The sequence below is a fragment of the Bradyrhizobium genosp. SA-4 str. CB756 genome (assembly GCF_000473125.1).
GTDB classification, from domain to species: Bacteria; Pseudomonadota; Alphaproteobacteria; order Rhizobiales; family Xanthobacteraceae; genus Bradyrhizobium; species Bradyrhizobium arachidis.
This window is the reverse complement of sequence record NZ_KI421499.1, coordinates 1,387,359-1,412,434: the sequence shown is the minus strand read 5'-3', so window position 1 is coordinate 1,412,434 and position 25,076 is coordinate 1,387,359. Positions and strand designations below refer to the sequence as shown.

The 25,076-nt window shown below is 65.7% G+C and carries 20 protein-coding genes; 9 read left to right on the top strand and 11 right to left on the bottom strand.

Going from position 1 to position 25,076, the window contains the following annotated elements:
- Positions 1-3 precede the first annotated feature (3 nt).
- The 6 genes from BRAGE_RS0106770 to BRAGE_RS0106745 all read right to left on the bottom strand — a co-directional run bounded on the left by BRAGE_RS0106770 (position 4) and on the right by BRAGE_RS0106745 (position 9,311).
- Positions 4-786 carry a hypothetical protein gene (locus BRAGE_RS0106770; RefSeq protein WP_027560346.1) on the bottom strand — a complete coding sequence of 261 codons (783 nt, stop codon included), beginning with the start codon at positions 784-786 and terminating at the stop codon, positions 4-6.
- A gap of 71 nt (positions 787-857) precedes the next feature.
- Entirely contained in the window at positions 858-2,759 is a 1,902-nt protein-coding gene (locus BRAGE_RS0106765) for a flagellar protein (RefSeq protein ID WP_027560347.1), read from the bottom strand.
- A 20-nt stretch (positions 2,760-2,779) separates the two neighbouring features.
- On the bottom strand, positions 2,780-4,663 hold the full coding sequence (flgK, locus tag BRAGE_RS0106760) for a flagellar hook-associated protein FlgK (protein WP_027560348.1): 1,884 nt from the start codon (positions 4,661-4,663) through the stop codon (positions 2,780-2,782).
- A gap of 35 nt (positions 4,664-4,698) precedes the next feature.
- Entirely contained in the window at positions 4,699-6,984 is a 2,286-nt protein-coding gene (locus BRAGE_RS0106755) for a flagellar hook-basal body complex protein (protein WP_027560349.1), read from the bottom strand.
- A gap of 270 nt (positions 6,985-7,254) precedes the next feature.
- Positions 7,255-7,767: a peptide-methionine (R)-S-oxide reductase MsrB gene (gene msrB / locus BRAGE_RS0106750; RefSeq protein ID WP_027560350.1), complete on the bottom strand. Its 513-nt coding sequence runs from the start codon at positions 7,765-7,767 to the stop codon at positions 7,255-7,257.
- Positions 7,768-7,853: 86 nt separating this feature from the next.
- Complete coding sequence (locus BRAGE_RS0106745; RefSeq protein WP_027560351.1) at positions 7,854-9,311, bottom strand: NAD(P)/FAD-dependent oxidoreductase; 1,458 nt, start codon at positions 9,309-9,311, stop codon at positions 7,854-7,856.
- A gap of 195 nt (positions 9,312-9,506) precedes the next feature.
- On the opposite strand from BRAGE_RS0106745, the gene BRAGE_RS0106740 reads away from it, so the two are divergent.
- The 3 genes from BRAGE_RS0106740 to BRAGE_RS0106730 are packed head-to-tail and all read left to right on the top strand — an operon-like array spanning position 9,507 to position 11,003.
- Positions 9,507-10,043, top strand: a complete 537-nt coding sequence (locus BRAGE_RS0106740; RefSeq protein WP_027560352.1) for a SixA phosphatase family protein — start codon at positions 9,507-9,509, stop codon at positions 10,041-10,043.
- A gap of 57 nt (positions 10,044-10,100) precedes the next feature.
- Positions 10,101-10,526: a universal stress protein gene (locus BRAGE_RS0106735; RefSeq protein WP_027560353.1), complete on the top strand. Its 426-nt coding sequence runs from the start codon at positions 10,101-10,103 to the stop codon at positions 10,524-10,526.
- Positions 10,527-10,541: 15 nt separating this feature from the next.
- Positions 10,542-11,003: a hypothetical protein gene (locus BRAGE_RS0106730; RefSeq protein ID WP_027560354.1), complete on the top strand. Its 462-nt coding sequence runs from the start codon at positions 10,542-10,544 to the stop codon at positions 11,001-11,003.
- 26 nt (positions 11,004-11,029) lie between these two features.
- On the opposite strand, the gene BRAGE_RS0106725 is transcribed toward BRAGE_RS0106730, so the two are convergent.
- On the bottom strand, positions 11,030-11,266 hold the full coding sequence (locus BRAGE_RS0106725; RefSeq protein ID WP_027560355.1) for a DUF1127 domain-containing protein: 237 nt from the start codon (positions 11,264-11,266) through the stop codon (positions 11,030-11,032).
- Positions 11,267-11,452: 186 nt separating this feature from the next.
- On the opposite strand from BRAGE_RS0106725, the gene BRAGE_RS0106720 reads away from it, so the two are divergent.
- A complete protein-coding gene (locus tag BRAGE_RS0106720) occupies positions 11,453-12,796 on the top strand; it encodes a PLP-dependent aminotransferase family protein (RefSeq protein WP_027560356.1) in 1,344 nt (447 codons plus the stop codon).
- Between the two features lie 13 nt (positions 12,797-12,809).
- Here the strand turns inward: BRAGE_RS0106720 and BRAGE_RS0106715 are convergent, their stop codons facing one another.
- On the bottom strand, positions 12,810-13,391 hold the full coding sequence (locus BRAGE_RS0106715; protein WP_027560357.1) for a hypothetical protein: 582 nt from the start codon (positions 13,389-13,391) through the stop codon (positions 12,810-12,812).
- A gap of 64 nt (positions 13,392-13,455) precedes the next feature.
- Between BRAGE_RS0106715 and BRAGE_RS0106710 the strand changes: the two genes are divergently transcribed.
- A complete protein-coding gene (locus BRAGE_RS0106710) occupies positions 13,456-13,890 on the top strand; it encodes a hypothetical protein (protein ID WP_027560358.1) in 435 nt (144 codons plus the stop codon).
- A gap of 4 nt (positions 13,891-13,894) precedes the next feature.
- Here the strand turns inward: BRAGE_RS0106710 and BRAGE_RS0106705 are convergent, their stop codons facing one another.
- Entirely contained in the window at positions 13,895-16,294 is a 2,400-nt protein-coding gene (locus BRAGE_RS0106705) for a bifunctional diguanylate cyclase/phosphodiesterase (RefSeq protein ID WP_027560359.1), read from the bottom strand.
- Positions 16,295-16,399: 105 nt separating this feature from the next.
- Positions 16,400-17,818, bottom strand: coding sequence for an MFS transporter (locus BRAGE_RS0106700; RefSeq protein ID WP_027560360.1), 1,419 nt, complete (start codon positions 17,816-17,818; stop codon positions 16,400-16,402).
- Positions 17,819-18,040: 222 nt separating this feature from the next.
- On the opposite strand from BRAGE_RS0106700, the gene BRAGE_RS0106695 reads away from it, so the two are divergent.
- Positions 18,041-19,282, top strand: a complete 1,242-nt coding sequence (locus tag BRAGE_RS0106695) for an MFS transporter (RefSeq protein ID WP_108914456.1) — start codon at positions 18,041-18,043, stop codon at positions 19,280-19,282.
- A 49-nt stretch (positions 19,283-19,331) separates the two neighbouring features.
- Here BRAGE_RS0106695 and BRAGE_RS0106690 read toward each other — a convergent pair whose 3' ends face one another.
- Positions 19,332-19,838 (bottom strand): ferritin-like domain-containing protein, encoded by a 507-nt coding sequence (locus BRAGE_RS0106690; protein ID WP_027560362.1) that lies wholly within the window; start codon positions 19,836-19,838, stop codon positions 19,332-19,334.
- Between the two features lie 426 nt (positions 19,839-20,264).
- On the opposite strand from BRAGE_RS0106690, the gene BRAGE_RS0106685 reads away from it, so the two are divergent.
- The 3 genes from BRAGE_RS0106685 to BRAGE_RS0106675 all read left to right on the top strand — a co-directional run bounded on the left by BRAGE_RS0106685 (position 20,265) and on the right by BRAGE_RS0106675 (position 25,063).
- Entirely contained in the window at positions 20,265-21,347 is a 1,083-nt protein-coding gene (locus tag BRAGE_RS0106685) for a lysylphosphatidylglycerol synthase transmembrane domain-containing protein (protein WP_027560363.1), read from the top strand.
- Between the two features lie 95 nt (positions 21,348-21,442).
- Positions 21,443-23,395: a hypothetical protein gene (locus BRAGE_RS0106680; protein ID WP_027560364.1), complete on the top strand. Its 1,953-nt coding sequence runs from the start codon at positions 21,443-21,445 to the stop codon at positions 23,393-23,395.
- Between the two features lie 315 nt (positions 23,396-23,710).
- The gene (locus tag BRAGE_RS0106675; protein ID WP_027560365.1) at positions 23,711-25,063 is read left to right on the top strand and encodes an MFS transporter; all 1,353 of its coding nucleotides are present in this window, start codon (positions 23,711-23,713) and stop codon (positions 25,061-25,063) included.
- The last annotated feature ends 13 nt before the right edge of the window (positions 25,064-25,076 follow it).

The following is a 25,076-nucleotide window of genomic DNA, read 5'->3' as shown; positions in this document are numbered from 1 at the left end:
GGCTCACGCCGCGTCGGCCGCCGCCGCAGGCGCGGCTGCGAATTGCGAGGCGATGTCGCCGTGAAACACCGATGGCCCGACATGGTCGAGCGAGCTCTGGATGTCGGCCCAGATCTCGCCGCCGATGTCAGTCCAGCGCTTGCAGAAGGCGAAGTCCTCGGAGAGATACGTGCCGGTCGCAGGATCAATCATGCATTCGAACAGCGCGAACCGGTTCTGGCTCGCCGCCAGCGTGTCGTGCGAATGCTCGCGGAAGAACTGCAGATTCGCGTAGGCCGGATGGCGACACATCGCCTCCAGCACGTGGCGGCGGATCATCAGGAAACCGGTGCCGGCGTAGCGCACGCGGGTGAAACCGTTGACGACCACGATGCGGTCGGGGTCCTCGACCTCGAGCACGTAGTCGAGCGCGGCGGCCGGCAGATCGATGCGGCGGGCCTCGATCGCCCGCTTCGCCTTGTCCCAGTTCACCCGCTTGATCGGATAGCAGCCGGCGACGACGTCCGCCCCGCACTCGATCAGCCGGAACACCCGCTCCGGCCTGAAGCCGATGTCGGCGTCGATGAACAGGAAATGCGTCGCCTTGGGATCGTCCAGGAACATCGCGACCAGATTGGCGCGCGCGCGCGTGATCAGCGCGTCGCCGTCGCGCAGGTGCACCTTGAGATCGAGATTGGACATGCCCTGCACGGCGCGCTGGAGCGCAAAGATCGAGCTGGCATAGATGCTCGAGACCTGGCCGCCGAAGCACGGCGTCGCCACCACCAGCTGCATCCTGTCCGACATCGGCCGCTCCGCCCCGCTCCAATCCTCACCAAGAGGTAAAGAAGCATGGTTAACGACGCCTTAACTTATCCTTACAGGAACTTGACGAGCGAGAGCTGGGCGAGGTTCGAGGTCACCTGATAGGACGCCTGAAGCGCGTTCTGGAGCGCCAGGATCTCGCTCGCCACCTGGTCCTGCGGGGCCGATTCCGCCTGGTCGATGATGGACTGGAGCTGCGCCTTGGCCTGGGTCTGGCGCGTGGTCGCGTCCTTCATCGTGTTCTGGGCCATCGCGATGTCGGTCTGGATGTCCTCAATGCGCTGCTGTCCGGGCTGCTGGGTCAGCGCCTGGGTCGTGCGCAGGCTCAGCGCGGCGACCTGCCCGCCCGAATACTGCCCGCCCGGGGTCGTCGAAAACGTGCCGAACACGGCAATCGCCTGCAACTGCCGGCGGATCGCGTCCTCGTCCGCCTGCGCGCCGTACTGCACCGTGACGGAATCGTCGACCCGCGCGACCGCGGTCGAACGCGGCGAGCCCGGTCCGTCATTGCCTTGGTACCATTTAATGGTGTTCGCCGAGCCATTGACCAGAGTGGTGGCCGAGCTCGCCGGAGAGGAGCCAACGCGCTGCGGCGGCTGCGTGGCGGTCACGGGCGTCGTGCTGAAACCGAGCGAGCCCAGCGCGGCGGTCGCGCCCGGGGTCGAGCCCGTGATGTTCAGGCTCGCCGCATCGTCGGTGTTGATCGTGATCACGCCGCCATGAATCGTCGAAGGCTTGGAAGTGCCGGTGATCTGGTCGATCTTGCTCATCAGCGTCTGGATGCTGTCGGTCACGTTGAGCTGGTTGCCGGTCGCCCCCGAATTGACGAAGGTCAGCGTGGTGCCGTTGACGGTGATGCTGTCGCCGGCGGAAAAGCCCGGCGTGATCGAGTCCGATCCACTTGCGCCGGACAGCGCCGTCGCGCCCGTGGCGATGTTCGAAGCCGGCGGGGCGACCTGATTGGTGACCGCCGTCGTCCCGGTCACCGAGCTTGCCGTGTTGAAGAAGTTGTCACCCGCGGTCACGGCCGAGGCCGCGACCAGCGACGTGTTGGCAAGCTTCTTGATGGCGGTGTTCAGCGCCGTGTTGAGATTCGCCGCGGTATTGTTCGGGTTGACCGGGACGCTCGCATCGATCGCGAAGCTGCCGAGCGGCGTCGGCGTCGCCGTGGACGCGGTCAGGTCGATCTGCTCGGTGGTGCCGTCCGGCAGCGTGAACTGGACGCTCAGCTTGTCGCCATTGTTCGGATTGACGCCGTTGAGATCGACCGAGAACGACACCGGCGAGCCACTTGGACCGGTGACGGTCGCCCCTGTCAGCGTCGAGGACACCGCCTTGATCTTGAGTCCGAACGGCGATCCCGCGGCGTCTTCCGACACCTTCACCGAGCTCGGCGTCGGCTGCGCCTGCACCAGGCGCCCCATGCCGTTGGCGCCGAGATCGGCGGCCTGGCGCTCGGCCATGACGGTCTTGAAGCCCGCCTGCGTCGTGGTGCCGTTGATGATGTCCCCGGCATTGGCGACCGGCTGGGTGTTGTACGCGGTCCCGGAAAACAGATAGCGGTTGCCGGACTGCGTGTTCAGCACGCCGACCATCGAGCCGAACTGGGCCGCGGCCGTGTTCTGCGCCACCGTCTGTCCGTTGACGTTGAGATCCTGCGCCGTGCTGGCCGAACCCGTCTGGGTGTTGGTGCGAATGGTCGTCAGCGACTGGAGCGCGGTATTGGCGAGGTTGATGTTGACGTTGACGTTGGTGATCGTGTCAGTATAGGCGGCGATGTTGGAGAGCTGCGAGCGCCCGGCGATCGCAAATCCCTCGTTGGTGCCCATGCCCGAATAGTTCTGCGACAGCTTGCCGGTCGAGAGCTGCGTCGACAGATCGGTGAGCTGCTGGTTGATGTTGCGGATCTGCGCGCCGAGAACCGACGAGGAGTAGTTGATGCTGCTGATCGACATCTTTCAGAGCCCTGTACTGGTTACGCTTGAGCCTGGATCAAAGTGTTCATCATGCTCTGCACCACCGACATGACGTGGGCGTTGGCGGCATAGGCATTCTGAAGCTGGATGAGGTTCGACATCTCCGAGTCGAGGTTGACGCTGGAGGTCGAGTTGAACTTGGCCTGGAGCGTCGAGACCACGACGCTCTGGCCCTGCTGGAGCTGGGTCGCCTGGGTCGAGGCGTTGGCCTGCACGCTCAGGAACTGCTGGAGATAGTTCGAGACGCTGCCGGTGAAGGGCTGGTTCGCGGAGCCGAGGCCGGTGGTCGGCGAATAGGAGAACACCGCACTGGTGAGCTGCGAGTAGAGATAGTCCGAACGCGTGGTGTCGCCCGGGGGCGTCACCGGCGAGGTGTTGTAGACCGACAGCTTGGTCGGATCGGCGACCAGCTGCGTGTTCACGGCGATGCGCCCGGCAAGGCCGGTCATCTGCGAGCCCGATGCAGTGATCGCGCCGGTGTAGAGCGCCTGCCCGCCGTCGGTGAACAGCGCCAGTTGCGGATTGCCCGAGGCCAGCGACGACATCGTCTTGGAGGTGGAAGCCGAATTGATCTTGGCAAGGCCGGTGTTGTCGTCGGTGACCCGCAGCGTCGTCGCGGTCGCCGGCGACGGCGCGGCGGAGAACGACAGATGCGAGCCTGCCAGCGCGGTGTTGAGCGCGGAGGCGATCGCACCCATGCCGCTAGAGAAATTGACGCCCACCCGCATCGGATTGGCGTTGGTGGCGTTCTGGAGCGGCAGCGCCGCCGGATCGGTCACGTTGACGAGCGTGACCTGGCGCTGGGTGTTGGTCGCCGTGTCCGTGTAGGTGATGTTGACCGTGTTGCCTGCTTGCGCGCCGGCAAGGTCGAGGTCGAAGCCGGCCGGCGGACCGGAGACCGTGCTGCCGGCGGTGGTCTTGTCGGACAGCGCGCTCGACATCGTGGCGGCGAGCTGGTCGATCTGGGTCTGCGCCTGCACCAGCGTCTGGTCGCGGAGCTTCAGATCGGCCGCGATCTGGCCCGAGGAAACCACGTTGTTGGCGACGACGTCGAGCTGCGAGCCGTTCGGCAGCTTGATGTTGAACGCGCCGACGCCGGACTTGGCGGGATCGCTGTTGTAGAGCGAGGTCGCCGACAACGCGCCGGCAGAGGCAAAGGAGAATTGCGAGGCGAGCCCGGCGCCGACCAGCTGGATGCCGGTGGTGGTGTAGATGTTGGCCTGATTGGAGCCGTCGGTGGTGACGCGGACGTCGACATATTTCGACAGCGTGTTGATGGCCTGGTCGCGCTGGTCCATCAGCGTCGCGGCGGAGGGATCGTTGGCCGACAGGCCCTGGAGCTTGGTGTTGATGTCGGCGACCTTCTGCATCGCCGCGTTGGCCGCCTGCGCCGAGGTGCCGAGATCCTGCTCGACATTGGAGCGCAGCGACTGGATGCCCTTGGTGGTGACGTTGAGCTGCTGCGCCAGCGCCTGCGCCGCGCCCAGCGCAACGGTCTGCGCCGACGAGGCGCCTGAGCTCGTCGACAACGCCTGCAGCGCCGTGGTGAATTTGTTCAGCGCGCTTTCGAGCGTGCCGTCGTTGCCGGGCGTGCCATAGACATTCTGAAGCTGCTTCAGAATGTTGGCCATCTGGTCGGCATAGCCGCTGCCGCCGGTCTCGGTGCGGAGCTGGTTCAGCACATAGGTGTCGAGCTCCCGGCTGACGCCGGTCGTCATCGCCGTCGAGCCGAAGTCGCCGGTGGTGACCTCGATCTGGTTCGCCGTCTGGACGACGTAACCCGGCGTCTGCGAGTTGGCGACGTTCGAAGAGACGATCGAGAGCGCGGCCTGGTTGGCACGCAGACCGCTCATCGCACTGGCGAGGGCTGAACTCAAACCCATGTGTACTTACCGCCTTTGGTTACGTCACGCGCCGATCAGCGCAACACGTTCAGGAGGTCCTGCACCATCGAATTGGCCGTCGTGATCACCTTGGTGTTGGCCGAATAGGCCTGCTGGGTCACGATCAGCTTGGTGAACTCGTCGGCGATGTCGGTGTTCGAGCCTTCCAGCGACGAGCCGCTGATGGTGCCCGAAGCGCCGTCGATCGCAGGTCCCGACTGTTCGGTCGCAGCGTAGGCGCCCCCGTCCAGCGCCTTCAAATAGTTGGTGCCGTTGAAATGCGACAACGTCACCTGGGCGAGATCGAGGTTCTGGCCGTTGGAGAAGGTTCCGACCACGAGGCCGCTGTTGTTGACCGACACCGAGCGGAGCTGGCCGGCGGCGTAGCCGTTCTGCGTGATGGTGTTGATGGTCACGGCGCCGCTCGTGCTGGCATATTGCGTCAGCCCGCCCTGGGAGATATTGAAGGCGACCGAGCCGAGCTGCTGGCCGCTGACCGTGACGTTGTTGATGGTGATGCCCGAGCCACTCGGCGAGGTCAGCGAGCCGTCGGCGGCGAAGGTGAAGGCCTGTCCCGTGTTCATCCACGCAACGTTCGTGCCGGTCGCGTTCGGGTCAGTCTGATAGAACAGATTCCAGGTGTCGGAATGACCGGTTCCCAGCGAGGCGCTGTCGGTCTTGGCCCAACGGAGCTGCAGATTCACCGGCGTGCCGGCCGCATTGTAGGCGGTCACCGCGCCACCGCTGATCGTTTCCTTGGTGAAGGTCGCGACGTCGTTGCCGATCACGGTGCCCGTGCCGGCCGTTCCGCCGCCGCCGCGAGGCTTGGAAACGGCTGAGGTGAAGCCGAGCGCCGCGAACGCATTGGGGTTGCTGCTGGAGACGTTCAAAGAGGGGTTTGCGGTGCCGGTATTCAGCGTGATCACTCCGTTGCTGATCGACGAGCCTGAAGTGCCGGCGAGAAAGTCGATCTTCTGAAGCAAGGTCGAGATGTCGTCGTTGACGCTGATCTGGTTCGCGCCGCTCGCAGCACCCGAGACGAAAGTGAGCGTCTGACCGTTCACCGTGATCGTATCGGGATTAACGACGGGCGGCCCCGCCGACCCTGCCTGGAAACCCGAGGAGAGAACTTCCGAAGCGCCGGGCATAGCGGCACCACCGAGCAGCGTATTGCCGGTGATCGCGGGCGTGGACAGCACGTTGCCACCGCGCGTCACGTTGCTGAGGCCGAGCGTGGTCGCCGCGCTACCGCTGATCGCAAGATCGACGAGGGTGCCGCCTGCGATCTGGATGTTGCCGGTACCGGTGATCGTGGCGGTGACGCCGTTGCCGGCGCCACCGGCCGTTTGAATCGCAGTGAGGATATCGTTCACCGTCGTCGTGGCGCCGGCCTTCACGCCGATCACGGTGCTGTTCGCAGTCGTCGTGATGCCCGTCGCGGTGTTGTCGAAGGTGATCGTATAAGGGCCGCTGCCGTTGTTGATGGTCAACGTCTGGCCGGCCAACGACACGCCGAGATGCGGGCTTGCGCTCGGGTCGAGGGACGTACCGGTGCTCGCTGCGGCCGATGCGCTGTTCAGCAGGGCCACCGAGCCGGTTACCGTCGTCGACGTGTAGGCCGAGCGCAGATTGCCGGTAGCGGCGGCGCCGGAGACCGTCGCGTTCACATAAGGCGGCGGCGGCGTGCCGACGATCAGCGGGTTGGCGGCGAAATCCGACGGGTTCAGGCCCCCGGCCGCCAGCAGCGTCTTGGCCGCCGCGGTCGAGCTCGCCGCCGTGTTCGGCTGCGACGGCAGGTTCGCGGCGTACTGGATCGAGGTTGTCGCCTGCGCCGGAATGAAGTTGTTCTGGAATTTCAGGACGGTGGCGACGTTGCCGGTCGGGTTGCCGGTCTTGGGGTCGACCGTGGTGCCCATCAGATAATAGCCGGCGCCGTTGACCAGGTTGCCGTTGGCATTGAGCTGGAAGTCGCCGCGGCGGGTGTAATAGGTGACGCCGCTGAACACCGGGACGTTGTCGACGATCCCGGTCGCCTTCTGGATCGAGAAGAAGCCGTCGCCGGTGATCGCCATGTTGGTGGCGACGGTGGACGAGGAGATCGTGCCCTGCGTCGTGATCGTCGCCTTGGCGTTGGCCGTCACGCCGCCCGCGACCTGCTTGCTGGGGACCGAGGCGTCGGGAATGAGATCGACGAAGCTGGTGCCGATGCCCTTGTAACCGGTGGTGGATGAGTTCGCGATGTTGCCGGAAATGTTCTGCAGCGCGTAGGACTGCGCCTGCAGGCCACCCACCGAGGTGTTCATTGCATCGAAGATACCCATAACTTTGTCTCCAAATCCGATCCCGGCGGCCGGTCGACCATGGCCGCAGTCGGAAGAGACAGTCGCAAGGGCTATGCCAATGCGGGTATCTTCAGGAAATCAATGACTTAAATAGACAGGCCCCGGTCGGGTGACCGGGGCACAATTGCCGGGCCGGCAACAATTGCCGGGACATCCTGTCGTTCCGGGGCGGTCCGCAAGACCGAACCCGGAAGTTCGAGATTCCGGATTCGATGCTCACGCATCGCTCCGGAATGACACCTCAACTCACTACGTCGCCGACGCCGCGGCCGGGTGGAAGACCAACCCGAAACCGTCGATGCAGTAGCGCAAGCCGGTCGGCTTCGGACCGTCGTCGAAGACATGGCCGAGATGGCCGCCACAGCGCCGGCAGTGCACCTCGGTGCGCAGCATGCCGTATGTGCGGTCCTCGGTCTTGCCGACATTGCCTTCGATCGGCTGGTAGAAGCTCGGCCAGCCGGTGCCGCTCTCGAACTTGGTGTCGGACGCGAACAGCGGCAGGTCACAGCCGGCACAGGCGAAAACGCCCTTGCGGTGCTCCTTCAGCAGCGGGCTGGAGCCCGGCCGCTCGGTGCCGTGATTGCGCAGGATCTCATATTGCTGCGGCGTCAGCTGGGCGCGCCATTCGGCCTCCGTCTTCTCGATCTCGAACTTTTCCGCGGCCTTCTCACCAGCCTCGGCGGGGGATCCTCTCAGCCAGCGGAAGGCGGAAAGGCCGAACAGGCCGGCGGCAGTCGTTAGCAGGATGCGGCGGTCAAACATCTCATTCTCCGTGCGCGGGAGTCCACGCCCTGAGATACGGGCTCTAACGGCCGACGTTACACTTCCGGGCGGAATTTTTCTCAGGGTTATTGCGAGACGCTGGCGTCCTGCGGAACCGGTTCCACGGCTTCCGGCGCAGGTTTCGGGGTCGGAGCGAGCCGAGGCCGCACGCCCGGCGGCGGACGGCGCGGGCCGGTGCCGGCGGCGCGGTTGGCTTCGGCCAGCCGTGCCTCGCGTTCCCGGTCCTTGACCCTGGCACGCTCGCGGTAGCGCGCGAGCGAGCCCGCGGCGGCGGAACTCGCCCTGCCCCAGAGCCCGACCAATTGGCCTGCGACACGACCGGTCGCCCCGCCCGCCCAGACCAGCTCGAACGGCGAGAACAGCTTCCAGCGTTCGTCGCCCCACAGGATACTGCGCGCGATCAGCTGCCCGGCCATGGCCGAGGTGTTCATGCCCTGGCGGCCGAACCCGCTCGCCACCCACAGGCCTTTGCGCAACTGGCCGATCTGCGGCATGCCGTGCACGGTCTGGCCGGTGGCGCCGCCGAACATGTCGGTGATCTCGACATCGCCGAGAGCCGGGAAGATGGTGCGGATTCGCCGCTTGACGCCGCCTGCGAAGCGCTGCGGCCGTGCGGCCCAGGTGGTCTCCGGGCTCTCCCACATCAGCCGGTCGCCGTCGACGATGCGGAAATGGTCGACGCCGTCGGTATCCATCACCGATCCCTTGAACGCGACGATCTCGTGCACGCGCTCGCCGAGCGGCGCAGTGATGCCGGCATAGCGCCAGACCGGCAGCAGCGTCTCCGACAGCCGCCGCAAGGGCGCGCCGAGATGGATGTTGCCGGCGAGCACGATGTGGGTCGCGCGCAGCCGCGCCGAGGGCGTGACGATGCGCTTGCGGATGCCGGAATGATCGATGCTGACCACCGGCGTGTCCTCGAAGATGCGGGCCCCTGCCCGCCGCGCCAGTGCCGCAAGGCCGTGCACATATTTGCGTCCGTCGACCTGGAACGCCCTGGGATAGTACACGCCGTGGAAGTAACGATCGGTCTTGAGCGCCTCGCGGACACGATCGACCTGCCAGCCCTCGACCTCGGTGTCGAAATCCTCGTTCAGCATCTGCAACCGGCTGATCAGCCGGTCGCCGGCATCGACATTGGAGACCTCCAGCACGCCTTCGCTGAGGCCGATATCCGGCATGTTCTCCTTGCTGGCATTGGCGCGGACGAACTCGGCGCCCTCCTTCGACAGCGTCCACAATTCGCTGGCGTCCTCGAAACCGATCCGCTCGATCAGGTCGGTGAGCGGCAGGGCAAAGCCCGGCATCACGGTGCCGAGCTGGTTGCCGGAGGCGTTCCAGCCGATATGGCGGCCCTCGAGCACCGCGACGCTGGCCCCGAGCCGGGCGGCCTCCAGCGCGATCGAGAGGCCGGCCAGCCCGGCCCCGATCACGCAGATGTCGGCGTCGAGATCGAACGACAGCCGCACGCGGTCGCGAAAGCCGGCTTCCTGCTGGGACACGCTTGTGAAAGTCTCGCTCATGCAGTTTTCTTAGAGCATGATCCGGAAAAGTGTGCAGCGGTTTTCAGAAAAGATCATGCGCAAAACAACAACTTAAATCGCGATGACGATTTGTTCTAAGCCTCGTCGCGCATTAAAGACCGATCGGGCGCCTGTCACCTTGTCCTCAACGGGCGCCTGTAGATTATTCTGGATGTGGAACGATTCGAGAATGCCATGCGCCGTTTGATGCTGCTGCGTCACGCCAAGACCGAGACTGACGCGCCGAGCGGCCGTGACCAGGACCGCCGGCTTGACGACCGCGGCCACAAGGACGCCGCCCAGATGGGCGACTGGATCGCCGCGCATCCGCCCGTCCCCGAGATCGTGCTGGTGTCGCACGCCGTCCGTGCCAGGCAGACCTGGGACATCGCCTGGGAGGCGATGAAGGACCGCGTTGCGGCGCCTGAGGTCGAGGTCCTTCCGGAACTCTACGGAGCCGATCCCGCGCAGATCCTGGAATCCATTCGCACTGCAACCGCCCCCGCCGACCCCAGGCGTTTGCTGCTGATCGGACACAATCCCGGCATGCATGAGGTCGCCCTGATGCTGATGGGCGGCGGTGATCCCGCCGGCGCCAAGGCGCTCGCCGACAATCTGCCCACCGCGGGACTTGCGATCTTCGACTTTGACGTGAAGGATTGGAGCGACGTGGCCTACCGCCGCGGCAAACTGGTGCTGTTCGTCAGCCCCAAGCTGCTTCGATCGGGCTAGAGACGCGCGGGCGCCGTCTCGACCGGTCGATCCAGCCTGGTTCCTAGGGAGGCGCAGATGTTCAAGTCCATCCTCGTGCCCATCGACCTCGCCGACACCGATCTCGCCAAGCCGGCGATCGCGACCGCGACAACGTTGTCGCAAAACTGGAGCGGATCGGTCCGGCTGCTCAACGTGCTGCCGATGACGCCGGTGATGCTCGCCGAATACGTCCCGGCCGATTTCGACGAACAGCAGCGCCAAACCTCGGAAGAGGCGCTCGCCATCGTCGCGCGCGAGTCCGGCATCGAGCCGGGACGCATTTCCAGCGTGGTGCGCCAGGGCGGCATCTATCACGAGATCCTGGAGGAGGCCGCGCACATGAAGGCCGACCTGATCGTGATGACCTCGCATCGCCCGGCAATGCGCACTTATTTCCTCGGCTCCAATGCCGGGCACGTCGTGCGCTACGCCAAGTGCTCGGTGCTGGTGGTCAGGCACTGAACGCGGAGCAATGCCGTGAAGAACTGGTGGCACAAGTGGAGCTATGAAATCCCGCTCGCGATCGGCGATGCGTTGTGGGAGATCCTGGTCGTGCAATTTGCGGCACTGCTGGACCGGCTGACCTGGCGAAAGGTGGCGGCCCTCGCCCCGGTGGCCGTCCTGCTGCTGGCCTATTACCACAGCGTGCCGCTGCCTCCCGCGCTGATGCTGATCGGGGACCTCGTCGCCTATATCGACATCTTCTCGGTGGTGCTGATGCTCAGCATCCTGAGCCGGGCCGCGACGATCGCGTTTCTCGTGAAGCGGGCGGCGATACGCGCCGCGGCACTGCTTGCGCGCCTTCGCACCGGCATGCGGCGGATCGACGCCAGGCAGCGGCGCGGAGCGGGTTCGGCGCCGAGGCCTCGCCGCAAGCCCAACCAGTCCGAAGATGATCGAGCTTTCGGCGGGATGTGGGGTCAGGCTGCGATTGCCTGAGCCCCGAAGTTTTCTAGAAGGCGCGCTTACAGATAGCGCGTCAGCTCGGCCTTGACCTGCCCGTACACCGCGTCCTCGATCTGGCTGCGGTTGATCCCGATGTCGCGCAGGGCGCGGTCGTCGAGCTCGTTCAATGTCTTGACGGCGGAGCGGCGCTCCAGGCGGTCGAACAGCGCATAGGCGGCGTTGGCGAGCGTTGCAAAAAATCCGCTCGACGAGGATGGGCGTAAGCTCCGCCCGGCAGTTTGCGAGATCGTGGTCATGTTTCTTCTCCGGCGTGTCATTCCGCGCGGCGAAGCAGGTGCCGTTGGCGCAGACGCGGTCAGCGCCTGCACCTCATTTGCCGTCGGATTGCTCTCGCTCTCCTCGGCTCAATCGCGGAACTTGATGGAACTTAAATGCTCCAGTACACTTCTCGGAGCAAGTAAAACATTGCTCTCGGTGCAATAATGTCCAAGTTCGAGTACGTGAAGCTTGCCGATGCCATTGCGGCCGATATCACTAACGGCACGTTAAGGCCCGGCGACCGGCTGCCGCCGCAGCGCAATTTTGCCTATGACCGTGGCATCGCGGTCTCGACCGCGAGCCGGGTTTATACGGAATTGCTCCGCCGCGGCCTCGTCGTCGGCGAGGTCGGCCGCGGCACCTTCATCTCTGGCGACGTCAGGCGCGAGGTCGAGACCATCAGCGAGCCGCGCGATGCGCGGATCGACTTCGAGGTCAATTATCCGCTATTGCCGCAGCAATGGGCGATGATCGCCAAGAGCCTTGCGGGGCTGGAGCGCGTCGATGCGCTCGAATCCGCGCTGCGCGTCTCCACCAGCACCGGCACCAAGAGCGCGCGCAACGCGGCCGCCGCCTATCTCGCGCGCAAGGATTTTGCGCCGCAGGCCGAGCAGATCGTGTTCACCGCCAACGGCAAGCAATCGCTCGCGGCAGCGCTCGCCGCGCTCGTGCCCACCGGCGGCCGCTGCGGCGTCGAGGCGCTGACCTATCCTTACGTCAAGAGCATCGCCGCGCGGCTCGGCATCACGCTGGTGCCGATTCCAATGGACGAATTCGGCGCGCGGCCCGATGCGATCCAGAAGGCCCATCGCGAGGCGCATCTGTCGGCGCTGTATCTCCAGCCCATCATCCAGAACCCGCTCGGCGTCACCATGAACGCGACGCGGCGCGCCGACATCATGCGCGTCGCCGAGAAGCTCGATCTCACCATCATCGAGGACACCGTCTACGGCTTCCTCGCCGACGACACGCCGCTGGCTGCGCTCGGACCGGACCGCTGCATCGTCATCGACAGCCTGTCCAAGAAGGTCGCGCCGGGCCTTGCCCTCGGCATCCTGGTCGCGCCGCCGCACTTGCGCGAGAGCGTGATGAGCGCGGTGCGCACCGGCGGCTGGACCGCCTCCGGCCATGCGCTGGCGGCCGGGCAGCGGCTGATGGCCGACGGCACGGTCGCCGAGCTGACGCGGCTGAAGCGCATCGACGCCACGCGCCGCCAACAGACCGCGGCAAGGCTGCTCGCGGGCTATCAGCACGCCGCCGATCCGCGCTCCTATCATCTCTGGCTGACGCTGCCGCCGCACTGGCGCTCGCAGACTTTCGTGGCCGCCGCAGCCCGTCGCGGCATCGCGCTGACGCCGTCCTCCACCTTCGCGATCGCGCATGGCCATGCGCCGAATGCGGTGCGCCTCGCGCTCGCCCCACCCAGCTTCGAGCAGCTCGATTCGGGCCTGCGCACGATCGTGTCGCTGCTCGGCACCAAGGAAGAAGATTTCGACTCGACGGAGTAGCGCGTCGGGGAGACTAAGGGAGCAGCGCCTTCGGCACGGAATCAAAACTGTAGCTCTGCGGCTGGTTGCGCCGCACGAAGCCGCCGACCTGCCAGGCGAACAGCGCGGCAAAGCCGAGGATGAACAGCACGCCCGCGAACTCGCCGATCATCAGCGCGCGGATCAGGAGTCCCGCCATCGCAACCGTCAGCAGCGCCAGGAACGCGAGCACCGCGGCATAGGTCTTAGCGCCGAGGCCCGCGGTGAGCGCCGCGCGACTGCCCGCCTTCGCCATCCGCGCATGCAATTCGAGGATGAAGTCGCGAAACCCGTTGTCCTGCGGCGCCATCAGCGCGGCGGTCTGCCAGCTCGTCGAGAGGATTGCGATGCGGCCGCCGCCGCTGTGGCTGACATCGGCGCGGAAGCGGTGCTGCTGCATCGAGACCGGGCGGAACGACAGCCTGACAGCACTGATCTCGTCATAGCGCCACAGGCCCGAGCGGCCGGCGATGTGCCAGGACAGCCCCTCCTGCGTCAGCTCGAAGCGATGCGCCGAGCCGATCAGCGATGCCTTGTAGGCGTAGCTCGTGGCCGCCTCGGCTCCGGAAACCTGCATCTCGAAATCAATCCCGTCCGCGATATGCTTGCGCGACCGCCCTCGCCCATCCTACAAGCGAGCCATGGCTGAGACGACCTTTTTTCCGCGTCGCCTGATTCTCGGCGCCGCTGTGATCTCCGGCGTGCTGCTCGCGCTCGCCGTGCACATGCTGGGCGCGCGCTATGGGCTCGACCTCGGCGGCCTCTGGCGTTCCGATACCCACGAATTCATGCCTGCGGGCGCGGCGATCGCCTGGTGGCTGATCGCAACCGTCGGCTTCTCCGGCGGCTATTTCACGGCGAGCCTGATGCAGAGCGCCGTCGACGGCCAGATCCCGCAGCGGATGCGGCAGTTCCTGATCGCGGTCGGCGTGCTCCTGCTCGCAGGCGCGGGCCAGGCGGCCTCGGCACCGAGCCCGATCCCGACCGTCTCGGTCGTGCTCGCCGGGCTCGCCGCCCTGTGCCTCGGCGCCGTGATGGCGTTCTGCGGCGCGCATTTCGCCCTGCGCCGCGGCTGACCGTTCAGGCGGTCGCCCGCAAACGCGGACGCTCCAGCATCAACGCCACGTCCGAGGCAGGCCGCGGCTTGCTGAACAGATAACCCTGCGCCTGGGTGCAGCCCTCGCGCCGCAGGAGCTCGAGCTGCGCATCGTTCTCGACGCCTTCCGCGGTGGTGACGATGCCGAGGCTGCGGCCAAGGCTCGTCACCGCGCGGATGATCGCCATGGAATCCTCCCGCGTTGCGAGCTCCGACACGAACGAGCGGTCGATCTTGATCTTGTCGAACGGGAAGCTGCGCAGATAGCTCAGCGATGAATAGCCGGTGCCGAAATCGTCGAGCGAGATTCGCACGCCCATGGCGCGCAGCTCGTGCAGCGTGGTCAGCGTCGCCTCGCTGTTCTGGAGCAGCACGGATTCGGTGATCTCGAGCTCGAGACGGCGTGCGCTCAGTCCCGAGGCGGCCAGCGCCGCGGTCACCGACGCAATCAGGTTCGGGCTCTTGAACTGCACCGGCGACAGGTTGACGGCGACGTCGATATCGTCAGGCCAGGTGGCCGCATCGGCGCAGGCGCCGCGCAGCACGAACTCGCCGAGCTGGATGATGAGACCGGTCTCCTCGGCCAGCGGAATGAAGTTGACGGGCGAGATCAGTCCGCGCTGCGGATGGTTCCAGCGCAGCAGCGCCTCGAAGGCGACGACGCGATCGCTGGCGACGTCGCGGATCGGTTGGTAGTGCACCTCGAATTCATCGCGTTGCAGCGCCGCGCGCAGATCCATTTCCAACAGCCGCCGCGCCTGCGCGCGCGCGTCCATGCCGGTCTCGAAGAAGCGATAGGTGCCGCGGCCATCGGCCTTGGCGCGGTACAGCGCGAGATCGGCGTTCTTCAAGAGCTCGTCCGGATTGTTGCCGTCCTGCGGCGACAGCGAGATGCCGATCGAGACGCCGATCACGATCTGGTGGTCGTCGATCTCGTAGGGCGCCGAGATCACCTCGACGAGACGGCCGGCGAGCGATCTGGCCGCGGCTTCCTCGGAGCGTCCGATCTGGACCACGGCGAACTCGTCGCCGCCGAGCCGTGCCACGGTATCGTTCTCACCGACGGTGGCCTTCAGCCTGCGGCCGACCTCCTTGAGCAGCGCATCGCCGATCGGATGGCCGAGCGAGTCGTTGATGTCCTTGAAATGATCGAGATCGAGACAGAGCACCGCGAGCTGGTCGCCAGACTTGGTGCGCCGCAGTCCCTGCTCGAGCTGCTCATGGAACAGCACGCGGTTCGGCAGGCTGGTCAGCGCGTCATGGCGCGCCATGTGCGAGATCTTGGCCTGTGCTTCCAGCCATTCGGTGATGTCCTCGAAGGTCGCGACCCAGCCGCCGCCCTGCATCGGCTGGTTGACGACGCGGATGGAGCGGCCGAGCCGGTTGACGACCTGGCTGGTCGTGCGGCCCTCGCGCGCATCGGCGACGAGACGCGCGAAGAACTCGCCCGCATCGCCCTGCCACTGGCCTTTCGCCTGCTCCTCCCGCAGCACGTCGACGAGCAGGCGCCCGGCGAGCGGAATGCCGGTGCGGCCGAGCATCGCGGCGTAGCGTTCGTTGAAGAGCTGGATCTTGCCGTCCGCATCGAACATGCACAGGCCCTGCGACATGTTCTCGAGCGCAGTATCCAGCACGACCTGCTGGCGTCCGAGCTCGCCCTTGGCACGACGGTCGAGCACGGCGGCCGCGAGCGCGATCGCGATGATGGCAGCCGCCGCGCTGGCGGTCAGGATCGACAGCGACGCCGGCGGGATCGAAAGGCCGCTGACCACGAGCGTGGGATCGGGCGTCAGCTCCAGCGCGCCCATGGCGGTGAAATGATGTGAGACGATGGCGACCGTCAGCAGGACCGTCGCGCCGAGGGCACCGGACACGCCGTCGCGCCGTCCCGCGACAAACAGAGCGAGCGAGCCGAAGAGGATGCCGAGCAGGATCGAGACGGTCACGGTACCGGTCGCCCAGCCGACATGAGCCGGAATCTCGAACGCCATCATGCCGGTGTAATGCATGGCGGCCACGCCGCCGCCGACAACGGCGCCACCGAGTGCAACCAGGAGCCCGCGCGTCGTCGACACCGAGATGCTGAGACCGATGAAGGTGACTGCGATCGCAAAGATCAGCGACAGCACCGTCACGGGGATGTTGTAAGCGCCGCCGGCGCCCGGCCCGTACGCCTGCATCGCGATGAAATGGGTCGCCCAGATGCCGCAGCCGGCAACGGCAGCATCGAGCGCAATCCACGCCACGCGAGCGCTCCCACGGGCCGCGCGGGCCCGGTGAAACAGGCTGATCGCTGCAGCGCTCGCGAGCAGACACACCGCGCCGCCAAGCGCAACAAGTCGCCAATCATGCTCGTCGGTGAGACAGTAGAGGACCTGATACATTGCCGATTCCTGTTCCACCCGACATCTGAACCGGCAGAGATGGATAGCAGGTAACCGGCTATTCAGCGGTTCGGAAAATGGTGAACAGACAATGTGTGCGGTCGCTCACATTGTCGGCCCCTGCGCCCTTGCGCCGAGGCCGATCACGGCCGCAGCAAGCAGCAGGACGGCGGCAGAAATGATCAGCGACAGGTGCAGCCCCGTCATGAACGTTGCTTCCGAGACCACCAGCGAGCCGAACAGCGCGACGCCGAGCACGCTGCCGGTCTGCCGCGTCGCGTTCAGGACTCCCGCTGCGATGCCGGAACGCGCTTTCTCGACGCTGCCCAGCAAGGTCGAGGTCAGCGGCGGCACCAGCAGGCCGAGCCCGCCGCTGATCGCAATCATCTGCGCAAAGATCGCGAAGTAGCTTGTCCCGGCTTCGATCCAGACCAGACCGAGGCAGCCGAGCGCCGAGACGCAGGCGCCGACGACGATGGTGGGACATGGGCCGATCCGTTCGGCAAGGCGCGGCGCCAGCAGGTTGACCGGCAGCACCGCCCCCATCATCGGCACGAAGGCCAGACCCGTCCACCACGCCGACAGCCCGTTGATCCGCTGGAAGTACAGGCTGAGCACGAAGATCAGGCCATAGATCGCGACATTGACGAGCAGGCCGACGATCGTGGTCAGGGTAAACAAGCGGTGACCGAACAGCGACAGCGGCAGCATCGGCTGCGCCGCGCGGCTCTCGCGCCAGATGAAGAGCGCAGCGAGAACGGCAGCTCCGACGAAGGCCGCGATCACCGCCGGATGGTCCCAGCCGAGCGCGCCGCCTTCGATGATGGCGCCGGCAAGCGCCCCGAGCGCACCGATCGCGGCAAGCTGGCCGGGCAGATCGATCTCACGCGAGGTCGCTCGCGTGGTCTCGGCCGCATAGCGCCAGCTCAGCCAGAGGCCGCCGAGCCCGATCGGCAGGTTGACCAGGAAGATCGCGCGCCAACCGACCAGCGTGATCAGCGCGCCGCCGACGAACGGGCCGGCGGTGAGTGCGAGACTCGCTCCGGCCGCCCAGACGGCGACGGCGCGGCCGCGCGCACGATCGTCCGTGTAGGCATGATTGAGCAGCGCGAGAGAATTCGGCACCAGGATCGCCGCCGCCAGTCCCTGGACCAGCCGTGCGGCGATCAGGACGATGGCGTTGGGCGACAGCGCGCAGGCCAGCGAGGCCGCGGTGAAGATCGCGAACCCCGCCATGAAGATGCGCTTGGCGCCGATGCGGTCGCCGAGCGCGCCGGCCGTCAAAATGAAGGCGGCGAACGCAATGGTGTAGGCGCTGACCACCCATTGCAGCTCGGCGACGCCGCCGCCGAGCGTCTTGCCCATCGCATCCAGCGCGGTGTTGACGATGGTGACGTCGAGTTGCACCACGCCATAGCCGAGGCTCATCGCCGCCAGCGTGAGCGAGGTCGCAAGAGGCGAGCGGGCTCGCGGCGCGCCGGCTCCGTCGTCGAAGGTTTGATATTTGATGGTGTTAGCTCGCATGCTGCACCTCGATTGCAGCCCCATGCGAAACATACGCTTTCACCGCGCCAACATGATTCGATTATGATCGAAACATCATCGCGCGAGGAATCGTATCCTTCAGCAACAACAACGAAACCTCGCGTCCTGCTCGCCGTGCAAGTCGCATACGCGCGGAAGCATGGGAACAGGGCGAGATTGTTTCTGTTGCCCCCTTCATGTTCCCCTCTCGGCAGTGATCTCATGGCAAGAGTTGGCAACACCTCGATTCCGTCTTGGACAAGATCGGAGTTCGGCAAGCCCGCAACCATCATTGTGGTCGGCTGCCTGATCGGCGTCCTGTTCGCCGGCAGCACCATCGCAACGCCGCTCTACGTCATCTACAAGCAGCAGTTCGGCTTCTCCCAGATCACCTTGACGCTGATCTATGCCGTCTACGTCGTCGGCAACCTAACCGCATTGCTGGTGTTCGGCCGGATGTCGGACGAGGTCGGGCGGCGGCGTACGGCGATCATTGCCATCGGCATCGCCATCACGGGCGCGCTGGTCTTCCTGTTCGCACACGGGATTGCATCGCTTTACGTGGCACGGGTGCTGAGCGGCCTCGCCATCGGGATCGGCGCCGGAACCGGCACGGCGTGGCTCGCCGAACTGATCGCCGAGCAGGACCGCTCCCGCGCCACCGTGATCGCGACGATCGCGAATTTCACTGGTCTCGGCCTCGGCGCGCTCGTCGCCGGCCTGCTTGCCGAATATGTCGCGCTTCCGCTGCGAACGCCGTTCATTGCCTACCTCGCGGTGCTGGTCGTTGTCGCGGCCCTGCTCGCCTTCGCACGCGAGACCGTGGATCGGCCGCTGGCCGCATTCACGCAGCTGTCGATCCGGCCGCGTGCCGGCGTTCCGTCGTCGATCCGGTCGCGCTTCGTGGCGCCCGCGGTGACAGGCTTTGGCGCCATGGCCCTCGTTGCCTTTTTCGCCGCACTTGCACCGAGCGTGCTCGCCAACGAGCTGCATGTCACCAGCCACGCCGTCGCCGGCGCAATCTTCCTCGAGCTTGCGGCAGCCGTGGCGCTGGTCATCGCGCTGACACGCTCACTCTCCAGCCGCACCGCCATGCTGTGGTCGCTCGGCCTGATGTTGCCGAGCCTTGCCCTGCTCGTGACGGCACAATTCGTGGGATCGCTCGGCGTGATGATCGCATCGACCGCGACCTGCGGCGTGGCGGCGGGCCTCGGCTATCGCGGCAGCCTGCAGGTGGTGAACCAGATCGCACCGGATGATCGCCGCGCCGAGGTGGTCTCGGCCTATTTCATCTGCTGCTTTCTCGGAAACGCGCTTCCGGTGATCGGGATCGGCGTGCTCTCGACCCTGACCAGCCTGACCGTGGCGAGCCTGGTGTTTGCCGCCACCATTGCGGCCTTCGCAGTGATCGCCCTGATCTTCGGGCTGAAATACCAGGGCGGGCAGGCCCCGCAAGGCGAATAGAAGGAGACGCCGCACAGCCGCGCGGCGTCTCCAGATCAAGACCGGATCGCTAGCTCGCTGCGCGGAGATTGACCTTGCTCTCGGCGAGCGTCGTCAGCTTCTTGTCGGTCGCCTTCTCCTCCTCCAGCGTCTTGGCCAACACGCTGGCGCAGTCGTTGCGGCCGAGCTGCTTGGCCCAGGCGATCAGGCTGCCATAGCGGACGATCTCGTAATGCTCCGCGGCCTGCGCCGCATTGATCAGCGCGGCGTCCAGCACTGCCTTGTCGGCGACTTCGCCGACGGTCTCATCGGCTTCCTCGATGATGCCGTCGATCGCCGGGCAGTCCACCGCCTTGACGGCGACGCCATGCATCTTGAACACTTCCTCGAGCCGCGTGACGTGCTGCTTGGTTTCCTCGAGGTGCGTCAAAAAGCCCTGCTTCAACTGCGGATCGGTGGCCTTACTTGCCATTTTCGGCAGCGCCTTGGTGAGCTGCTGCTCCGCGTAATAGATGTCCTGGAGCTGGTGCACGAACAGGTCGTTCATGGTCTTGATGTCTTTTGTGAACAGTCCCATCGTTCCAATCCTCTTTCGGTTTTGGGAACACGGAGGCATCGGCTTGCATGAAAAAGCCGCTTATTCCGCCATGTTCGATTGCTGATTGGGCGCTAACGGGTACGCAGCATCGGCGTTCCAAAAAAGCCCGCATCGCTTGCGGTGGAACAAGGACACGGGCGCCAGGATTTGAAACCATGTCAAAATCCGGACGCGCGATCCAAGCCGCGCATTACGACTCATATGCTTAACGCGCCCCGGATGTGAACCGCGTATGACAAAGGTCGCAGGTCCAAAGCAGAACCTATCGTTGTCAAGGGCTGCACAAGCCGCCGTTTTTGCCTTAAATGAGCTACATCATGCTAGCGATCGACGCCCACGGGCCGTGATCGCGGCCGACCGGCCAATGCCTGGCCCTATCGATCTTGCCCCCTGCCGGGAGGATGAATGCACGGACTGCTGACCGCGCTGAAGCGCGGCTTCAAACGATGGATCGGCTGGCGACGGCTCGGAATTGCCGCGAGCGTCTTCATCATCGCCTTCGCGGTCACCACGCTTGTGCGTACCCTCAAAGGCATCGATACCGGCGTCATCCTGACCGCGCTGACCGAGATTCCCCGGGAAAATATCGGGCTCGCGGCGATCTGCGTCGTCTTCGCGTTCTGTACGCTGACCTTCTACGACTTTTTTGCATTGCGAACGATCGGCAAGAAGCACGTGCCCTATCGCATCGCAGCACTGTCCAGCTTCACGTCCTATTCGATCGGCCACAACATCGGCGCCACGGTTTTTACCGGCGGCGCGATCCGTTTCCGGATCTATTCGGATTACGGGCTGAATGCGATCGACGTCGCCAAGATCTGCTTCCTGTCGGGACTGACCTTCTGGCTCGGTAACATCTTCGTGCTCTCGATCGGCATGGCGATCCATCCCGACGCCGCCTCGTACATGGATCAGCTGCCCTCCTCCATCAACCGGCTGATCGCGTTCGGCGGCCTCGCCTCGATCGGCGCCTATCTGGTCTGGCTCTGCATGGGCGAGAAGCGCCGCGAGCTCGGACAGAAGGGCTGGAAGGTGGTGCTGCCGTCGGCGCCCCTGACGCTGGTGCAGATCCTGATCGGCGTGGTCGATCTCGGCTTCTGCGCGCTGGCGATGTACCTCCTGGTGCCGGCCACTCCGCAGATCGATTTCCTCTCGCTCGCCGTCGTGTTCATCCTGGCGACGCTGCTGGGCTTTGCCAGCCATGCCCCCGGGTCGATCGGCGTGTTCGATGCCGCCATGCTGGTGGCGCTGCCCGAATTCGGCCGCGAACAGCTTCTGGCGACGCTGCTGGTGTTCCGCATCCTCTATTTCGTCATCCCGTTCGGCCTCGCCATCTCCATCATGGGCGCCCGCGAGCTCTGGATGAACGTGGTCGAGCCCTGGCAGGAGCGGCGGCGGCTGGCGGAGGCCTGCGCGCAGGCCAATCTGCCCAAGCAGGTGACGCCGATGGAGCGTGAGCGCCTGGTGCGGCAGGCCAGCAAGCGCTGAGCGGCGCCCGCCGCAACACAGGCAGACAAAGGTTGCAGGCGGGGGAGCAATGCTCTCTTATTTCCGCCTCAACTTTGCCGTTGAAGACGCGGGCCATGATCCGACCTTCCCTTCGCACCCTCTCCGCCTGCGCCCTGGTGTTTGCCGGGATTTTGACCGTCTGGCCGTCCGAGCGCGCTGCCGCGCAGGATGCCGGCGCGATGCAGGTCAATTGGGAGGTGCGCAACCGCTTCCGCCTGTTCCGCGAGGAGCGCGACTTCCTGCTCCATGTCGAGAATGCGCGTAATCGCAACATCCTCGCCGCCGAGCAATCGCTGGAGCTCCAGAGCGAGGGCCGCGGCTGGGCTCGCAACATGGTCAACCGGCTCTGCATCGACCTCCAGGGCCGGGTCAACCAGCCCTGCACCCGCGACAACGTCAAAGAGAACTACATCACCCCGATCGACCACCCCATCACCGTGCGCCTGACCGGCGCGGTGCCGGTCGGCGCCACCTGCGCCTGGAGCTTCGACGACGGCGACGGACCGCAACAATCGACCTTCGACTGCGCCGAGCCGGTCAATCTGCGCGTCCGCTACGGCAAGCAGACGGTCGCAACCGTCGACGTCTCCTCCGGCTCCGACCCGACCCAGCGCGTCCAGACCGAAATCCAGGTCCGCGATATCTTCATCGCCGGCCTCGGCGACAGCATCGCCTCGGGCGAAGGCAATCCGGACCGGCCGCTGGCGCTGTCGGACGAAGGCTTCTGCTTCCGCTCCTATCTCGGCACCGCCGGCGCGCAATACTACCGGCCGAGCCGCGCCGGCTACAAAGGCGGTCGCGCCTGCGAGGCGCCGGACACGCTCGCCAACTGGCAGCACTACAGCGCGTTGTGGTTCAATGCGCCGTGCCACCGCTCGCTCTACAGCTACCAGGCCCGCACCGCGCTGGCGCTCGCGGTGCGCTACACCCACATCGCCGTGACCTATCTACCACTCGCCTGCACCGGCGCCAGCATCGGCGACGGGCTGCTCGGCTCGCAGCGCGCCCGCGAATGCCCGCCCGGCAAGACCGGCGTCTGCAACACCAGCGTGAACGCGCAGGTCGCCGAGCTGCGCGAGGCGCTCACCGCGGCGAAGAAACGCCAGCCCGACCGCACGCTCGACCTCGTGCTGCTCTCGGTCGGCGCCAACGACGTCTATTTCTCCGGCCTCGTCGCCGACGTCATCGTCGACACCGCGACCGAGCGCGCGCTGTTCCGCCGCTCCGGCGTGATGGCGAGCGTCGACGATTCCCGCGACGCGCTGGCGCGCGAGCTGCCGCAGAATTTCGTTCGCTTGCGCGAGGCCTTGAAGCCGCTCGTCGGCGGCGACCTCTCGCACGTGGTCTATGTCTCCTACGCCAATCCGGCGCTCGCCGATGGCGGCGTGCCCTGCCGCGGCGGCCGCGCCGGCTTCGACATCCATCCGTCCTTCAACGCCGACCCGCAACGCCTCGCGCGTGTCTCGACCTTCGTCGACACCGAGTTTCTGCCGCAGCTGAAGGGACTTGCCACCTGCACCCGCGGCGCGCTGTGCCGCGATCCCGAATCCGACCGCATGACCTTCGTCGATGCGCATCAGGCCGCTTTCGCCGATCACGGCTTCTGCGCGCATTCGGGCAACGATCCCGAATTCGACCGCACTTGCTTCGCGGAGAACGGCCAGAGCTTCAACCCTGACATCGTGAGCGCGGCGAGCCAGCCGATGCTGTGCGGCCGCGGCGCCTCGGAGTACCGCGCCTACCTGCCCCGCGCGCGCTGGATCCGCGACGCCAATGACAGCTATTTTGCCGCGATGACCTATCCGCAGGGCCTGCCGGCCGCGAGCCAGCCGACCGACATCCACGATGCCACATGGGGCGTGCTCTCCGCGGTCTATGGCGGCGCCGTGCATCCGAGCGCGGAAGGCCATGCGGCGATGGCGGACGCAGCGCTGCCGGCGGCAAGTGCGGTGCTGGGTCTCGACGCCGTGCCGCCCGGCGTGACGAGCGGATTCCTGCCGCAGTTGCTGCCGAGCGCGCGGCAGTAGAAGCGACGCTACCTCCACACACGCCGTCATCGTCCGCCTTGTGCGCAATCGCGCACTGGAGCGGGCGATCCAGTACTCCGTGACAGCGGTGATTTGAATCGAGACGCTGCGGCGTACTGGATTCCCCGCCTTCGCGGGGAATGACAGTTGAGTGCGTGGCACGTGTTCGCCGTCACCACGCATCGTTCCCCCAACCCGCCGTTCCATCAATCCAAAAACGGCATCGATCGATACTCCCTTCAACTTGGACACTTTGCCGCGCGCGCCTCTAGGAGTCGCCTTGAGGAAACGTTTCGAGTTCTAAGGAGGCGCATGATGAGCGCAGTGGTGTCCGCAGCGGACGTGAGGAGGTCTCGCGTCAGGCTGTTCATCGTGACCATGTTGTTCCTGGTCACCACCGTCAATTATGCCGACCGGGCCACGCTGTCGATCGCGGGCCCTGCGCTTTCCAAGGAGCTGCATCTCGATCCCGTCGCCATGGGCTGGATCTTCTCGGCCTTCGGCTGGTCCTATGTCGTTGCCCAAGTGCCGGGCGGCTGGCTGCTCGACCGTTACGGCTCACGCCTCGTCTATGCCTTCAGCATCATCGTCTGGTCGCTGTTCACGCTGATGCAGGGCTGGGTCGGCTTCCTCAGTGCCGGCGCCGCCGTCGCCGTGCTGTTCGCGCTTCGCCTGCTGGTCGGCGTCGCCGAAGCCCCCTCCTTCCCCGCCAATGCCCGCATCGTCGCGGCGTGGTTTCCCGGCAACGAGCGCGGCACCGCATCGGCCTTTTTCAATTCGGGACAGTATTTCGCCACCGTGATCTTCGCGCCGCTAATGGGCTGGATCGCGCATGATTACGGCTGGCGCTATGTGTTCTTCGTGATGGGCGCGCTTGGCGTCGTCATGGGTCTCGCCTGGCTCAAGACCATCTACGGCCCGAAGGAGCACCCCTCGATCAACGAGGCGGAGTTCGACTACATCAAGGAAGGCGGCGCGCTGGTCGATCTCGACGCGCCCAAGGACGATCTGTTGCGCGAGCGTGCGCCCGAGGCTGGCTCCGGCTGGGACCACATCCGCCAGTTGCTCTCCAACCGCATGATGCTCGGCGTCTATCTCGGCCAGTACTGCATCAACACGCTGACGTATTTCTTCCTGACATGGTTTCCCGTCTACCTCGTCAAGGAGCGCGGCCTGTCGATCCTGCAAGCCGGCTTCGTCGCGACGCTGCCTGCGCTGTGCGGCTTCATCGGCGGCGTGCTCGGCGGCATCATCTCCGATGCGATCCTGCGCAGGACCGGCTCGCTGACCATGGCGCGCAAGATCCCGATCGTCGGCGGCATGCTGCTGTCGATGTCGATCATCGCCTGCAACTATGTCGACGGACAGGCGCTGGTGGTCGGCTTCATGGCGCTCGCCTTCTTCGGCAAGGGGATCGGCGCGCTCGGCTGGGCGGTCGTCTCCGACACCTCGCCCAAGGAAGCCGGCGGCGTCTCGGGCGGCCTGTTCAACACCTTCGGCAACCTCTCCTCGATCACCACCCCGATCGTGATCGGCTACATCCTGGCCGCCACCGGCTCGTTCAACGGCGCACTGGTGTTCGTCGGCGCCAACGCGTTGGTGGCCGCCTTCGCCTATCTCGTGATCGTCGGCAAGATCGAGCGGGTGGTGCTCAAACGTTCCTCCTGAGGGCTCCCCATGG

Bases quoted from the DNA above. Each gene is read 5' to 3' on its own strand.
- BRAGE_RS0106770 (WP_027560346.1), bottom strand. From the start codon at position 786: ATGTCGGACAGGATGCAGCTGGTGGTGGCGACGCCGTGCTTCGGCGGC.
- BRAGE_RS0106765 (WP_027560347.1), bottom strand. From the start codon at position 2,759: ATGTCGATCAGCAGCATCAACTACTCCTCGTCGGTTCTCGGCGCGCAG.
- flgK (WP_027560348.1), bottom strand. From the start codon at position 4,663: ATGGGTTTGAGTTCAGCCCTCGCCAGTGCGATGAGCGGTCTGCGTGCC.
- BRAGE_RS0106755 (WP_027560349.1), bottom strand. From the start codon at position 6,984: ATGGGTATCTTCGATGCAATGAACACCTCGGTGGGTGGCCTGCAGGCG.
- msrB (WP_027560350.1), bottom strand. From the start codon at position 7,767: ATGTTTGACCGCCGCATCCTGCTAACGACTGCCGCCGGCCTGTTCGGC.
- BRAGE_RS0106745 (WP_027560351.1), bottom strand. From the start codon at position 9,311: ATGAGCGAGACTTTCACAAGCGTGTCCCAGCAGGAAGCCGGCTTTCGC.
- BRAGE_RS0106740 (WP_027560352.1), top strand. From the start codon at position 9,507: ATGCGCCGTTTGATGCTGCTGCGTCACGCCAAGACCGAGACTGACGCG.
- BRAGE_RS0106735 (WP_027560353.1), top strand. From the start codon at position 10,101: ATGTTCAAGTCCATCCTCGTGCCCATCGACCTCGCCGACACCGATCTC.
- BRAGE_RS0106725 (WP_027560355.1), bottom strand. From the start codon at position 11,266: ATGACCACGATCTCGCAAACTGCCGGGCGGAGCTTACGCCCATCCTCG.
- BRAGE_RS0106720 (WP_027560356.1), top strand. From the start codon at position 11,453: ATGTCCAAGTTCGAGTACGTGAAGCTTGCCGATGCCATTGCGGCCGAT.
- BRAGE_RS0106715 (WP_027560357.1), bottom strand. From the start codon at position 13,391: ATGCAGGTTTCCGGAGCCGAGGCGGCCACGAGCTACGCCTACAAGGCA.
- BRAGE_RS0106710 (WP_027560358.1), top strand. From the start codon at position 13,456: ATGGCTGAGACGACCTTTTTTCCGCGTCGCCTGATTCTCGGCGCCGCT.
- BRAGE_RS0106705 (WP_027560359.1), bottom strand. From the start codon at position 16,294: ATGTATCAGGTCCTCTACTGTCTCACCGACGAGCATGATTGGCGACTT.
- BRAGE_RS0106700 (WP_027560360.1), bottom strand. From the start codon at position 17,818: ATGCGAGCTAACACCATCAAATATCAAACCTTCGACGACGGAGCCGGC.
- BRAGE_RS0106695 (WP_108914456.1), top strand. From the start codon at position 18,041: ATGGCAAGAGTTGGCAACACCTCGATTCCGTCTTGGACAAGATCGGAG.
- BRAGE_RS0106690 (WP_027560362.1), bottom strand. From the start codon at position 19,838: ATGGGACTGTTCACAAAAGACATCAAGACCATGAACGACCTGTTCGTG.
- BRAGE_RS0106685 (WP_027560363.1), top strand. From the start codon at position 20,265: ATGCACGGACTGCTGACCGCGCTGAAGCGCGGCTTCAAACGATGGATC.
- BRAGE_RS0106680 (WP_027560364.1), top strand. From the start codon at position 21,443: ATGATCCGACCTTCCCTTCGCACCCTCTCCGCCTGCGCCCTGGTGTTT.
- BRAGE_RS0106675 (WP_027560365.1), top strand. From the start codon at position 23,711: ATGAGCGCAGTGGTGTCCGCAGCGGACGTGAGGAGGTCTCGCGTCAGG.